General features: G+C 64.7%; 12 protein-coding genes. 3 read left to right on the top strand and 9 right to left on the bottom strand.

Annotation, left to right across the window (positions count from 1 at the left end):
* The first annotated feature begins 148 nt into the window (after window positions 1-148).
* On the top strand, window positions 149-400 hold the full coding sequence (locus LNV08_RS05875; protein ID WP_263532736.1) for a hypothetical protein: 252 nt from the start codon (window positions 149-151) through the stop codon (window positions 398-400).
* A 177-nt stretch (window positions 401-577) separates the two neighbouring features.
* Entirely contained in the window at window positions 578-931 is a 354-nt protein-coding gene (locus LNV08_RS05870) for a PspC domain-containing protein (protein WP_263532735.1), read from the top strand.
* 4 nt (window positions 932-935) lie between these two features.
* On the opposite strand, the gene LNV08_RS05865 is transcribed toward LNV08_RS05870, so the two are convergent.
* Genes LNV08_RS05865 through LNV08_RS05855 form a run of 3 tightly spaced genes read right to left on the bottom strand, consistent with a single transcriptional unit; the run spans window position 936 to window position 4,180 of the window.
* Complete coding sequence (locus LNV08_RS05865) at window positions 936-1,640, bottom strand: ABC transporter ATP-binding protein (protein WP_263532734.1); 705 nt, start codon at window positions 1,638-1,640, stop codon at window positions 936-938.
* Between the two features lies 1 nt (window position 1,641).
* Complete coding sequence (locus LNV08_RS05860; RefSeq protein WP_263532733.1) at window positions 1,642-2,892, bottom strand: ABC transporter permease; 1,251 nt, start codon at window positions 2,890-2,892, stop codon at window positions 1,642-1,644.
* 13 nt (window positions 2,893-2,905) lie between these two features.
* Window positions 2,906-4,180, bottom strand: a complete 1,275-nt coding sequence (locus LNV08_RS05855) for an efflux RND transporter periplasmic adaptor subunit (protein WP_263532732.1) — start codon at window positions 4,178-4,180, stop codon at window positions 2,906-2,908.
* A 265-nt stretch (window positions 4,181-4,445) separates the two neighbouring features.
* Between LNV08_RS05855 and gstA the strand changes: the two genes are divergently transcribed.
* Window positions 4,446-5,054 carry a glutathione transferase GstA gene (gstA, locus tag LNV08_RS05850; RefSeq protein ID WP_263532731.1) on the top strand — a complete coding sequence of 203 codons (609 nt, stop codon included), beginning with the start codon at window positions 4,446-4,448 and terminating at the stop codon, window positions 5,052-5,054.
* 67 nt (window positions 5,055-5,121) lie between these two features.
* On the opposite strand, the gene LNV08_RS05845 is transcribed toward gstA, so the two are convergent.
* The 6 genes from LNV08_RS05845 to LNV08_RS05820 form a co-directional block, all read right to left on the bottom strand.
* A complete protein-coding gene (locus tag LNV08_RS05845) occupies window positions 5,122-5,994 on the bottom strand; it encodes a phosphate/phosphite/phosphonate ABC transporter substrate-binding protein (RefSeq protein ID WP_263532730.1) in 873 nt (290 codons plus the stop codon).
* Between the two features lie 15 nt (window positions 5,995-6,009).
* Entirely contained in the window at window positions 6,010-7,524 is a 1,515-nt protein-coding gene (locus LNV08_RS05840) for an ATP-binding protein (RefSeq protein ID WP_263532729.1), read from the bottom strand.
* 81 nt (window positions 7,525-7,605) lie between these two features.
* On the bottom strand, window positions 7,606-9,669 hold the full coding sequence (locus tag LNV08_RS05835) for a hypothetical protein (RefSeq protein ID WP_263532728.1): 2,064 nt from the start codon (window positions 9,667-9,669) through the stop codon (window positions 7,606-7,608).
* A 131-nt stretch (window positions 9,670-9,800) separates the two neighbouring features.
* A complete protein-coding gene (locus LNV08_RS05830; protein ID WP_263532727.1) occupies window positions 9,801-10,988 on the bottom strand; it encodes a sensor domain-containing diguanylate cyclase in 1,188 nt (395 codons plus the stop codon).
* Window positions 10,989-11,023: 35 nt separating this feature from the next.
* Window positions 11,024-11,698 (bottom strand): nitroreductase family protein, encoded by a 675-nt coding sequence (locus tag LNV08_RS05825; RefSeq protein ID WP_263532726.1) that lies wholly within the window; start codon window positions 11,696-11,698, stop codon window positions 11,024-11,026.
* Window positions 11,699-11,799: 101 nt separating this feature from the next.
* Window positions 11,800-12,606 carry a DUF3667 domain-containing protein gene (locus tag LNV08_RS05820; protein ID WP_263532725.1) on the bottom strand — a complete coding sequence of 269 codons (807 nt, stop codon included), beginning with the start codon at window positions 12,604-12,606 and terminating at the stop codon, window positions 11,800-11,802.
* Window positions 12,607-12,839 lie beyond the last annotated feature (233 nt).

Here is a 12,839-nt window from a genome sequence, read left to right as displayed (position 1 = left end):
GGCATGGGTTTGCCCGCTTGGTGAGGCGAAATCAATGCGCTCACAATCGTGGCACAAGAAGATCTTCGGCCTGCATGAGCGGGCTTTCATGCCGTGTGCCCTGAACAGGGGCTGCACGATGTCTCAGCAACTTCAGGGATGATTAAAAATGGGATCAGTATCATTGTTCCGCGCCCTCGGTTTGGGCTGTTTGTTAGTGCTCGCCGGTGCTGTGGGGGGCTGTAGCGCCGGTGCGGGCGGCAAGGCCGTCGCCAATGACGATATCGAGAAGACTTATTGGACCGGCTCGCGCATCCCGTACAAAGGGCAGCAGCCCATCGCCAAAGGCGACAAAGAATTCGCGCGAGATGCCATTCGGGAGCAGTCCGCCACATCGGCCGCTGCGGCAGCGGGCAAATAACGCCCCCGCTTTTAGCGCGGAGAAAGCTCTGGCCTCTTCAGCCCGCTGGTGTGCGCCTTCATCGAAGTGGGCTTTCCGTGCCAGCTTGATGCTGCCAAATCGCAGTTCGTCGCAACTTGCAAACAGCCCGTGCAGGCCTCACGTTAAGCTATGCCCATCACTTTGTAGGAGCAAGCAATGTCTGACAGCATCGAGCTGGATAAATTGGCTGAATTGCATCAGCGCGGTGTCTTGACCGCCGAAGAATTCGCGCGCGCCAAAGAGCGTCTCTTGGGCGGTGCGGGGCCTGCCTTGTCGGGGTCAGCGTCGGGCTACCGGGCCACGGGCAACGCCGCAACGGGCGGCATCAATGAGCTGCGGCGCAGTGTTGACGACCGTTGGATCGGTGGCGTTTGCGGCGGCATCGCCAAGCTGACCGGCATCGAGTCCTGGCTTTGCCGCTTGCTGCTGACGGTGCTGGCGCTGTTTGCCGGCTCCGGCGTGCTGGTCTACATCTTGTTGTGGATTTTCGTACCCGAGCAAGAAGTCTGAGCGGCTAGCCGCTGACCAAGCCGTCTATCACCTGAATCGTGCGGTCGCAGCGCTGCGCCAATTCAGGGTTATGGGTCACGAACAGGATGGCTGTGCCTTGCTCCCGGTTGACGCGGCGCAGCAGTTCGAACACCGCATCGGCGCTTTTGCTGTCGAGGTTGCCGGTGGGTTCATCGGCCAGCAGCAGGGCTGGCTTCATGGCCAGCGCGCGCGCCACGGCCACGCGCTGTTGCTGGCCGCCGCTCAAGTTGCCGGCCATATTGTCTTGCCAGGGCGTCAGCCCGACGCTGGCGATCAGCTCCAAGGCGCGCTGATGCATCTCGGCGTTTGGGAAGCCGGCCGCCCCCAGCATCGGCATCATCACGTTTTCCAGCGCGGTGAAAGCGCTGATCAGGTGGTGGTACTGGAACACAAAGCCTATGCTGTGGCCGCGCAGCCGGGTCAGCGCGCGATCGTCCAGCTGGGTGGTTTCTTCGCCGTTGATCGCCAAGCTGCCGCTGCTGGGGCGGTCCAGCAGGCCGACGATATTGAGCAGCGTGCTTTTGCCCGAGCCGGACGGCCCCATCACCGCGCAGAACTCGCCCTTGTGCAGGCTCAGATCGATGCCGTGCAGCACCTCGGTGGCGATGGCTGTGCCGGGGTTGAAGACCTTGCGCACGCCTTGCAGTTGCACCACCACCGACTCGGCGGCCTCGGATGTTGTCGTCATTTCAAGCACGGATGGCCACCACGGGGTCAAGTCTTGCCGCACGCAGGGCCGGCGCAAAAGCGGCGATCAGGCCCGTCAGCGTGGCCAGTAGCAGCGCAGCGCCGAACAGCCTCGGATCGAACTCCAGCGGAAACAGCGGCGTGCCGTCGGCATTGCGTGCATAGATCTGCCACAGCCACAAGGCGAGCGCGCCGACGCCGCTGCCTACCAGCGAGCCGCCCAAGCCCAGCAGCCCACCTTGCAGCAAGAAGACGCGCAGAATCTGCGCTTGCGAAATGCCCATCGCGCGCAGAATGCCGATCTCGCGCGATTTCTGCACCACGACCACCACCAGCACGCTGGCGATCCCAAAAGCCACCGACAGGCCCACAAAGAAGCGGATCGCGGTGTTGGCCGTGGTCTGCGCGCTGACGGCCGAGAAGAATTGAGCGCTGGATTTGATCCAGCTGTCGGCCTGCACGCCGGTGTTGGCCTCGATCGACTGCGCAATCTTTTCGGCCGCGTAGACATCGCGCACCGTCACATCCAGGCTGGTGACGCCGCCGGGCAGACCCAGCAGGCTTTGCGCGGTATGGCGCGCCACAAAGGTGCTGCGTTGGTTGGCGCCTTTGTTGCCGAGGTCGAAGATGCCGATGATGGTCAAGGTGCTGGCGTCTGCGTTGGCCGAGTTGGCGGTCGTGAGGCGCAGCTTGTCGCCGATGTCTACGCCCAGATCGGTGGCCAGATCGGTGCCGATCAAGATGTCGGTGCCGCCCAGATCGGCGCGCCCGCGCACCAGCTTGTCGTTCAGATCAACGATGCGGTAATACAAATCGGGATCGATGCCGTTGACCGAAATCGCCCGGCTGGCGCTGCCGCGCAGCACCAGGGCCGAGCCGCTGGTCAGCGGCGACACCACCAGCACATCCGGCGTGGCGCGCACCTGGGTGGCCACTGCCTGCCATTGGTCGATCGACTTGAGCCGCTGCAGCGGCGGCTGGATGATGGCGCCCGGCTGCTCGGTCGGGCTGGCCGGCCGCAGCGCGCGCGTCACCTCTTGGTGCGGCAGCAGCTGAATATGCGCTTGCGCCGTCAACACGCGCCGGATGAAGTTGCCCTGCAGCCCGGACAGCAAGGCCGACATGAACACGATCACCGCCACGCCAATCGCCACACCGATGATGATGAACAAGGTCTGCAGCCGCCCTTCACGCAAAAAGCGCAGCGCGACGATCCACTCGAAAGGCAAGGCGGAGGGCAGGGGGCGGGCCATGGCGCTCGGGCCTTCAGCGACCGGCGGGCAGGGCGGCGCTGCCGGGCTTGGCGGTGGGCGCGTCCGCCTTGCTGCGTACCCGGGCGCCGTCCTTCACCGGCTCTGCCGCAAGCACCAGACGATCGCCTTCGGCCAGGCCGTCCAGCAACTCGGCATAGCCGCCGCTGCGCAGGCCCAGGCGCACGTTTTGGCGGCGCGCCCGCCCGTCCTCGCCCACACGCAGCACCCAGGGCGCGGCGCTTTGAGGCTCACGCACGACGGCCAGCGGCAGCAGCAAGGCCTGCGGGCGGCGTGCCACCTCGATGTCCACCGACACCGTCATGTCCTGGCTCAGATAGGGCGGCGGCGCGGGCACATCGAGCTTGACCTCGACCGCGCCGGTCTGCGCGTTCACGCCGGGGTTGATATAGACCAGCTTGGCCGCAAAGCGCTGGTCTGGGAAAGCGTCGGCCGACGCCAGCGCCGGCTGGCCGGGCGCGATCAGGCGCAAATTGCGCTCATCGATGCTCAAGACCAGCTGCGTGCGCCCGGCCGGCGACAGCGTCATCAAGACCTTGCCGGCCTGCACCACGTCACCGACCTCCACCTTGCGGCCGATCAGCGTGCCGGCGGCCGGCGCCTTGATGCGGGCGTAGGCGGCACGCGCGGCCGCTGCTTCGGCGCTGGCCCGCGCTTGCGCCAGCGCCGCCTCGGCCAGGGCTGCGTCGCTGCCGCTGGGTCGCAGTGCCTCGCTCTGCTTTTGGCTCAAGCGCCATTGCGCTTCCGTCAAGGCCAGCGTGGTGCGAGCCTGCTCCAGGGCGGCCTCGCCAATAAAGCCTTGCTCGAACAAGGCCTGCTGCCGGTTCAGCTGCGATTTGGCGTTCGTCAAGCTGGCTTGCGCCTGGCGCAGCTGCTGCTCGGCCACCGGCGCTTGCAGCTCCCCGACCTGGCGCACGCGGGCCAAGGCCTGCTGCACCGCCAACTCGGCCTGGCGCTGATTGGCGCGCAACTCGGTGGATTCCAGTTCAATCAGCAAGTCCCCTGCTGCGACCTGGCTGCCCTGTGCGACGGGCACGCGCGCGACGGTGCCGGTGATCTGTGCCGCGATATCGGCGCGGTGCGGGGTCTCCACGCGCCCGCTGGCCACCACCGACTGCACAAAGTCGCGGCGCAGCACCGTGCTCGTCGTGACCTCCGGGCCGCGCCAGCTGCGCCAAGCCAGCGCCGCCAAACCCAGCAGCAAGGCCAGCAATACCAATTGCCACTTCCAACCCAGCGTCTTCAGCCTTGTGGACAGATCAGTTTTCATAGAGGCTTGGTGCTGGGTTTTGCAAAAACATCAATCTACTTTCACGGCTCGGTTAGCGTCTTGTTCTGTGTCAATTTTGCATGTTTGAAAATGGGGTCAGGTTCATTTCTTGGGGAGAATTAAATGAACCTGACCCCAATTTCCAACCTGACCCCAATTTCCGATGTGAGTTTGCTCAGATCAAACGCGAAAGGGCGACGTCATGCGGGTGAATTCTTTTCGGCGTACGCTTGCTCAGTTACTCAACCCGCAAGGAATCCCCGTTATGAAGCTCTATTACAGTCCCGGTGCCTGCTCGCTGTCGCCGCATATTGCCCTGCTTGAAGCGGGCCTGAAGTTTGAACTGGTGCTGGCCAGCACCAAGTCCAAGAAGCTCGCCGATGGCACCGACTTCTACACCATCAACGCCAAGGGTTCGGTACCGGTGCTGGAGCTGGACAATGGCGAGCGCCTGACCGAAGGCCCGGCCATCGTCCAATACATTGCCGACCAAGCGCCTGACAAGAACCTGGCGCCGGCCAATGGCACGATGGCGCGCTACCGCCTGCAGGAGTGGTTGAACTTCATCACCTCCGAGCTGCACAAGGGCTTTTCGCCGCTGTTCAACCCCGCCACGACCGAAGAGTACAAGCCGCAGGTGCGGGCCAAGCTGGCCGAGCGCTTTGCCTGGGTCAATGAACAGCTCGAAGGCAAGCAGTTCCTGATGGGCGAGCAGTTCAGCGTGGCCGACGCCTATTTGTTTGTGGTCAGCAACTGGGGTCAATACGTGGGCGTGGATGTTGCCGGCTACCCGAATCTGGTGGCCTTCCGCGCCCGTGTCGCGGCGCGCCCGGCGGTGATCGCGGCGATGAAGGCCGAGGGCCTGCTGAAGTAAGCCGCTAGTCGCCTGCTACCATCCATTGAGCAAAACGCGCTGCGGCGCGTTTTGCTTTGAATTGTCTTCAAGCCGCCCCGCGCTGCTTGTAAAACTCCACCACCAGCGGATCCACGCTGGCCAACTCGGCGTCGGTCAAGGTGACCAAGCCATCATGTTGAGCGGCCTTGAGCATGGCTTGGCCCTCGGGTGTGGCCGGGAAGGCCAGCAGGGCTTGTTTCAGACGCTCAAGTTGTGGCCGCAGGCGTGGATGCGCCATATAGGCCATGGGCGTGAGCCCCTTGGGCGCGCGCAGCAGCACCCGAAAGCGCCCGCTCAGCTCGGCCGGCAAGATGCCCAAGGTGGAAGCCGAGCCGACGGCGGCCGCCGCGTCGCCCTTGAGCATGCGCTGCACGGCATTGCGCTGGGTGCCGGCCACCAGCAGTTTGAAATCACGCCCCGGCACCAAACCTTGGTCGCGCATCTCGCGCAGGGCGATCAGCGCATGCACGGCAAATGGGTCGGCCATCAAGACCGCTTGCTGCTGCAGGTCTTGCAAGCGCTTGACCGGGCTGTCCAGCGGCACGATCAGCAGCGGCTCCAGCGGCGCGGTCGCGCGCACCAGGGGCAAGAAACCCGCTTCGCGGTGCAGGATGCGCGCCACATGGGGTGAAGCGCCGACCAGGTCAAACTCACCGCGCCGGGCGCGCTCGATGAACTGCTCAAAGTCCGGCGCCGAGGCCAGGCGGCTGGGTTTGCTCAAAGTTCGCTCGAACAAGTTCACGACCGGCTCATACAGGCGCACCAACTGTTGCACCGGCAGGTAGGGCACCATGCCAAAGACGATGGGGCTCGGGTCGCTGCTGGCGCTGCTCTGAGCGAAAACGCCGCTGCCAGCGCTGAAGGCCGCCAGCCAAGCCAAGCAGTTGCGGCGATGTAGATACCGTGGGTCAACAGGCATTGCCCTAGCTCCGATTCACATGGGCCTGGCCGGTGCGGCCAAGGGGATGTTGATATTGAAACAGCAGCCTTGGCCAGGCGCGCTGCGCACGCTGATGTGACCACCCAAGAGGCCGCCGACCATATTGCGCACGATGGACAGGCCCAGGCCCGAGCCACCCTGGCCCAGCTTGGTCGTGAAGAAGGGCTCGAAGATGCGTGTCTGCAACTCGACCGTCATGCCCTGGCCGTCATCACGCACCTGCAGTTCGACCCGCTCGCCCAGCTGTTGGGCGCTGATCTGCACCAGCCCGCCCAATCGGCCGTTGAAAGCATGGCGCTCGGCGTTTTGAATCAAGTTGCCTATCACCTGGTCGAGCGGCCCGGGATAACTGTCCAGCTCGATGCCATGCGGTACCAACAGCTCGACCCGCGTTTGGCTGCGCTTGAGCCCGGGGCCAAAGCTCAAGACCAAATCCTCCAAAACCTCGCGCAGATCGAACTTGCGGCGATGCTGACTGCTGTCATCGACGGCCACGCGCTTGAAGCTGCTGATCAAGCCCGCTGCCTTTTGCGTCGCGCGCAAGACCAAGCCGGCCATCTGCTCGCCGCTGTGCAGCGCTTCGCTCAGGCCCCGGCGCGAGACCTGCTGTGCTTGCACCAGCTGCGCGGTGTCTTTCATCAGGCTTTGCAGCGATGAGGCGGCCGTCACCGCGTTGCCGATCGGCGTGTTGAGCTCATGCGAGATGCCTGCCACCAAGGCGCCCAGTGAGGCCAGCTTTTGCGCTTCGACCAATTCGTCCTGGGTTTGACACAGGCGGGCGAGGGTTTGTTCCAGGTGTTCGGTGCGCTGCGCAACGCGCTGCTCCAGCGCCTCATTGGCCTGCTGCAAAGACAGCTCGGCGGCCTGCTGCGCCTTGAAACGCTCGGACAGCGCACTCGACATTTGGTTGAAAGCGCCGGCCAGTTGCGCCAGCTCGTTGCTGCCGCTCGCCTCGATCTGCACATTGGGTTCGCCGGCGGCCATGCGGTCGGCACCCTCGCGCAAGGCCTCCAGCCGCTTGGTGAGCAGGCGCGCTACCAGCACTTGCGAGGCGGCGGCCAGCAGCAGCGTGCCCAGGCACAGCGCCAGCAACTGCCACTGCACCTGCTGGGCTGCCTGGCGTTCGCCGGTGCGGGCGATGCCAAAGCTGGCCTGGCCGTAGATTCGCGTGCCCATGCGCAGATCGCGCACAAAGCCCTGTGCATCGCTGCCTTGCGCCGGCCCTACGCTGGCGAGCTTGGCGCCTCGCGCATCGCTGATTTGCACGTAACTGAAGTCGCCGCGCTGCACCAGGGCCTGGGCCAATTCTTCGATCGAGGCCAGGTCGGACTCGGCCAACATCGGCGCCAGCGATGCCGACAGCAGCGAGGCGCTGCGTTCTCCGGCGCGAGCGGTTTCTTGCGCCATGGCGCCCGCGACTATCCAGCGCGCGGCCACCAAGATGACCAGCGTGGCGATCGAAAACACCACCGCAGTGGTCAACACGAGCTGCTGTCGGAGAGTGTGCATGGGACGTTAGGTCAGGCTTCCGGGCCTGAGCATAAACGTATTTCTAGGGCCTGCCGCGATCACGGCCCGGGCCTCCCCTGCTTACTGCGTCGGCAGGGCGTAGCGGGTGTAGAAACGCCGCCCGGCCGAGTCTTGTGCGCCGAGCCAGAACTCGGCCGAGACGGTGGCGGAGTTGGGCAGAGCGACCGGTGCCAGCGTCAAGGTGGTGAGCGGTGCATTCGGTGGCTCGGTGTCGACGAACAAGGGCAAGATCCAACCGACCAACAAGACCCGCACGCTGATCAAGCGCATATCGGGGTTGGCGGCCGCCCAAGTGGCGAAGTTGATCGTCAAGCCGGCCCGTATGGCCTCGGCCGTCAGCGGCTTGCCGCTGCTCAAGCCGTCGATGGCGGGGAAGCGTGCCGTCGGGGCGTCCGTCGGCACATCCGCCGGCAAATAGGCGACCCGGGTTTCGGCCAAGGGCTTGTCATCCAGCGTGAAGCTGGCGGTGTATTTGGCGCCGCGCTGGCTTTCGGCGCTGCCCAGCCAGCCCAGGGCCGACTGCTTGAGGACCAGCTCGGTGATGCTGCCGGTGGGCTTGACCGAGGTGGCGCCCGGTGTATCGGACAGGCACAAGAGCTTGCGGCTGCAATAGGCAAAGGGAATGCTGTAGCCACTTTGCAGCTGCACGGTGGCGGTGTCCATGAGCTTGGTCGGCGTGGCCGTCGTGCTCTGCCCTTGAATGGCGACTTGGATGCCGACCCAGGGGTTGGGGGCGGAGCCGGCCGCGCCTGCCGCAATGGCCGCTCCGTCGTTGCCCAAGTGGATCACGCTGACCGGGTAGACGTTGACGGCAAAGCCCTTGCCATTGCCGACCAGGCCCCATTGGCCCGGCGTGGTGGCATTGGCGCCCTTGGTGAAGGAAACGGCATCGCTGAACTGGGCCAGCAAAGCGCCGCTGGCATCGCTGACATTGGCCGACACCAGCACCTTTTTGCACAGACCCACCAGCAGTGCGTCGTCGGCGCAGCCGGTCACCATGAAGCGGCCCAGTTGGCCCTTTTTGATTGCAAAGTCGGCCAGCTTGGCGGCGATGGCGTCCTTGTCGCCGCTGTTGTGCTGGGTGTAGGCGCTCAGCTGGGCGGCCGCTTTGAAGTCAGCGGCGGTCTTGCCCTGCGAGATCAAGGCGTTCAGACCCTTGGCCAACTCGTCCAGCAGGGGCAGATTGTCCAGCGTCGCCTTGGCGGTCGAGGCCAGCTTCAGCGTCGAGGTGATGGCCGTGGCCGGCGTGCCGCCGGTGGTTTTGAGCAACTCGGTTTGGGCCGCAGCCAAGCTCACTTGGACCTCGGGCGTGGGGCTGGTGCTGAGCTTGTTGCTGATCAGCAGTTGCTCGACGCCCTTGTTGTTCTTGCTCAGCTGTACGCGCAAGGATTCCAGCAGCAGATCTTGCGCGCTCTTGTCGGCCGCAAAGCTGGCATCGCCGAGCAGGTCCAGCGCAGCCGCGTTGGTGAACTTGAGGTCGCTGAGCTGGGTTTTGATCATGCTCTTGACGAACTCGCCGGCCGCGCTGGCGGCCGAAGCTGCGGGCGCGGCCATGGCCGCCGCGCTGGCCGCCGAGCTGGCAAACACCGGCTGAGGGTCGCTGCCCAGGGCCAGGGCCACGATGGCATTGCTGAGCGGCGTGATATTGGCCGTCATGGCCGGCTTGGCCGCGTCCATGATGGGGACGGCCGAATGCAGCACCTGCGGGTTGCCGGCCGCGTCAATGCCGCTGACTTGCACCAGCAGCGGCGCTTTCAAGACCTTGTTGCTGAGGCTCAGGCTGTAGGAGCCGTCGCTGGGGCGGGTGCTGGCCGAGCCGACGACCGCACCGTTACCGTCCATCACCTTGACCTGGGCATTGGTCAGGGGCGCGCCCAGGGCCGCGACACCGTTGAGCGTGGGCGTCACGGTGAAGGTCGTGACGCCAGGGGTCGTGGTGCCGGGATTCGGGCTGCCGCCGCTGTCGGCGCTACCACCCCCGCCGCCGCAGGCGCTCAGCGTCAGGGCGCAAAGCAGGCTCAATGCCAAGGCGGGCGCGGCCCCAAGCAGCGATATACCCGCCTTGACGCTGCGCCGCACGCTGCGGCCCGGCAAACTGGACGCGGAGGGGAAGGGGCTGTGCATGGCGAGGGTCTGTGGAGCGTTAGTTCCCGTGATGATAGGGTGGCCCCAAATTGACAAAGCGCCGATGAGCCGGGGCTTTCGGCCGGTTATCCTGCCCCGGCAGACGCCGATTCAAGCCGCCTCACTGCACCTCAATAGGCCCGCTCGACCCGGTTGCGGCCCTCGCGTTTGGCCTTGTACAGCGCGGCGTCGGCGCGGCCGAGCAGGTCGTCGACCGCTTCATCCTGGCTGCGCGGCATCGCAATGCCAATGCTGACCGTGCATTGGATGGCGCCGGCTTCGGTGCTGAAGATCTCGTCGGCGACGCTTAGGCGCAAGCGCTCGGCCAGCTTGACCGCGTCCTCGGCGCTGACTTCTTGCCAGACCACCGCAAACTCCTCCCCGCCCATGCGCACGGCTAGATCATTGGGCCGCACATGGCTGAGCAGCAGTCTGCCCAGGCCGCGTAGCACGGCGTCGCCGGCGGCGTGGCCGTGGCGGTCATTGATGTCTTTGAAGTGATCAAAATCAATCATCGCGACCACCATGCCGAGCTCGGCCTTGTCGCCGGCGCCGCGTTGACGCAGGCGGCCGACGCGGTTCTTCAGGCCGCGCCGGTTGAGCAGGCCGGTCAAGGGGTCGATCTCTATCATCGACCAGAGGCTGCGTTGCAGCTCGCTATTGAGCAGCAGCAGGACGGCGAAGGCCTGGGCAATCAGCAAGGCGATGAAAACCAGCAGCCATACGCTGTTGGTGGCGACGGCATGCTCCGACGAGCCTGCAAAACCCGGCGACGAGGTGAGGGCGCGCAGGGCGTGGGCCGCCACCGACAGGCCCAGCACGAGCAGCATCAAGCTCAGCGCAAAGCCCCCCTGGACGCGCCACGCACGGAAAATGTGCCGCAGTGCGAAGCAGCGCAGCAAGGCGCTGGCGCTCAAGGTCAAAGACAGCGAGACCCAAAGCGGCTGACCCAGGGTCAAGGCGCTCACCGAGCCCAACGCGACCAAGCCGGCGAACAAGGCCGCAGGCTGCCAGCGCAACGGCAGACCCAGGAAGGCGCGCACCCCCAGCAACACCAAAACGCTGGAAAGCACGCCGCCAATATGGCCGACAGTCATGGTCAGCAGACTGGGGGGCGCCACGGCCAGCAGCCAGCTGCGTACAAGCTGGGCCAGCGCGACGCTGGCAAAGGCGCCCGCCCAAAACCACATGCCGTAACGGCCCCGCGTTCCCCAGGCGCCGCCAACCGTGACCAACATCATCAGGGTTGCCACCATCTGGTAGACGGTTAGCAGGGTGGGGACATCCAGCGCGGGAAAGTGGAAGGGTGTCGGCAGCATGGGCGGCTATTGTGCACGCGCCCAAGCCTCAGCCTTTAGAGCCAGGTACTGATCGCCTCCAGCGGCTTTTTGATGCCGCCATGCACGGGCACCAGGCAGCCGGGCTTGGGATAGCCCACCACCAACAAGATGACCGGCTTCTCGGCGTCGGGGCGGCCGCACAGCTTGCTCAAGAAACCCATCGGGCTGGGCGTGTGGGTCAGGGTGGCCAGGCCGGCGTCATGCAGAGCGCTGATCAAGAAGCCGGTGGCGATGCCGACCGACTCGGGCACGTAGTAATGGCTGAAACGCTCGCCGTTTTCATCGATGCCGTATTTCTGCGCAAAGATCGCGATCAAGACCGGCGCTTCTTCCAGAAAAGGCTTGCTGGCGTCGGTGCCCAGCGGCGCCAGCGCGCGCAGCCATTCCTCCGGCGCGCGGCCGCTGTAGAAGCTGCGTTCTTCCTCCTCGGCAGCGGCGCGAATCTGCGCCTTGCGCTGCGCATCGGTGATCACAACGAAATGCCAGGGCTGTTGATTAGCGCCCGATGGTGCGGTGCCGGCGGCAAGCAGGCATTGCTCGATCACGGCGCGGTCGACGGGCCGGCTGTCATAGTCGCGTACGGTACGGCGGCGCAGCAGGTTTTGATAGTTGCTGCGGGCGTGATCCAGCATGGTGGTGCTGGGCAGTTCGCGGTAACCACTCAAGGGCTCCATCGTGGGGGCAGGCATTGTGTGCATGAGAGGGCAATCGGTAGATTGGGGTGCGGCGCGAGCATAACGCCGACATGTGACGCATCACATCGGGCCTGACCCCAGGTCACACCGCGGGTTCATTGCAGGCCGGGCAGCCAGGCCGCAATCCTGTAAATGATCATTTCCTGCAGCTGGTTCATCAGCGCAAAGCCAAACAGGCAGGCTGCCACTACCCGCAGCAGCGTCCAGGGTTTGAATCCCAGCCAGGCCAGGTAGTAGGCGATGGAGATCAGCAGCAACATCGCATCGGTGATGATTTGCAGCCGCAGCATGGGCATCTGTGCCCATTGGCCCAGGCCGCTGACAGCCAAGTCCAACAACATGGCCATGGCGATGCCGTACAGGCCTACCGCCCAAGCCTCGGCGACGGTGAAGCCCTGCCTCGGGAACAGCAAGCGCAGCAAACCGGCGCTGGGCAGCGTGAAGACCAGCATCCAATAGGGCATTGAAAGGCTTAGCCACAAATTGAGTTGGGCGTAGAGCGCACTGCGTGCCGGCGACAGGCTGCCCCAGACCTGTTGCAGCAATTTGACCCGATAGGCGTCGAAGTAGGCGTCGCCGTAAAAATGACTCAACAGCACACAGAGCGTGGCAATGGCGACCAAAAACGGCAGCGGATGGGTGTAGCGCAGGCGCTGGCCCTGCATAAAGGCTTTGAACACCTGCTGCGGCTGCCAGCACAGATGCCCGACCGTGCGTTTGAGGCTCTTTTCGACATGCAGCACCCGCTCGGTAAAGTCCTGCCACATGCCGGGCAGCGTCAGCGGCAGGCGTGGTGCCTTGATGCCACAGGCATGGCAGAACGGACCTTGCAGCGGTGTTGCACAGGAGCGGCAAGTCAAGCCCGCGATAGCTTGTGAGCCGCTTGCGGTGTCGTGGGGCATGGGTCGAGTCCAGTTCGGCTGCGGGAGCATTCTCGGCAGATCGAACCATAACATCCACGTCCGGCTGAGCCCCTGCAGCGAACGGCATGCAAAAGGCAAGAGCCTGCATTTCCTTGCATGCGAGGGATTGATGACGGTGTTGGAGTCAGCTTCGTTTGAATTGCTCAGCGGATTTGGAAGGCATTCTCGGGCAGAGGGCCGCCGATGAACGAAGCCTGAAATAGGAACTTCAG

The sequence above is a fragment of the Paucibacter sp. TC2R-5 genome (assembly GCF_025717605.1).
Lineage (GTDB): Bacteria > Pseudomonadota > Gammaproteobacteria > Burkholderiales > Burkholderiaceae_C > Paucibacter_A > Paucibacter_A albus.
The sequence above is the reverse complement of the archived record's forward strand: the minus strand, read 5'-3'. Positions and strand labels throughout refer to the sequence as shown.

What these genes read in the sequence shown, in the direction of transcription:
- LNV08_RS05875 (WP_263532736.1), top strand. Translation starts at nt 149, where the DNA reads ATGGGATCAGTATCATTGTTCCGCGCCCTCGGTTTGGGCTGTTTGTTA.
- LNV08_RS05870 (WP_263532735.1), top strand. Translation starts at nt 578, where the DNA reads ATGTCTGACAGCATCGAGCTGGATAAATTGGCTGAATTGCATCAGCGC.
- LNV08_RS05865 (WP_263532734.1), bottom strand. Translation starts at nt 1,640, where the DNA reads ATGACGACAACATCCGAGGCCGCCGAGTCGGTGGTGGTGCAACTGCAA.
- LNV08_RS05860 (WP_263532733.1), bottom strand. Translation starts at nt 2,892, where the DNA reads ATGGCCCGCCCCCTGCCCTCCGCCTTGCCTTTCGAGTGGATCGTCGCG.
- LNV08_RS05855 (WP_263532732.1), bottom strand. Translation starts at nt 4,180, where the DNA reads ATGAAAACTGATCTGTCCACAAGGCTGAAGACGCTGGGTTGGAAGTGG.
- gstA (WP_263532731.1), top strand. Translation starts at nt 4,446, where the DNA reads ATGAAGCTCTATTACAGTCCCGGTGCCTGCTCGCTGTCGCCGCATATT.
- LNV08_RS05845 (WP_263532730.1), bottom strand. Translation starts at nt 5,994, where the DNA reads ATGCCTGTTGACCCACGGTATCTACATCGCCGCAACTGCTTGGCTTGG.
- LNV08_RS05840 (WP_263532729.1), bottom strand. Translation starts at nt 7,524, where the DNA reads ATGCACACTCTCCGACAGCAGCTCGTGTTGACCACTGCGGTGGTGTTT.
- LNV08_RS05835 (WP_263532728.1), bottom strand. Translation starts at nt 9,669, where the DNA reads ATGCACAGCCCCTTCCCCTCCGCGTCCAGTTTGCCGGGCCGCAGCGTG.
- LNV08_RS05830 (WP_263532727.1), bottom strand. Translation starts at nt 10,988, where the DNA reads ATGCTGCCGACACCCTTCCACTTTCCCGCGCTGGATGTCCCCACCCTG.
- LNV08_RS05825 (WP_263532726.1), bottom strand. Translation starts at nt 11,698, where the DNA reads ATGCCTGCCCCCACGATGGAGCCCTTGAGTGGTTACCGCGAACTGCCC.
- LNV08_RS05820 (WP_263532725.1), bottom strand. Translation starts at nt 12,606, where the DNA reads ATGCCCCACGACACCGCAAGCGGCTCACAAGCTATCGCGGGCTTGACT.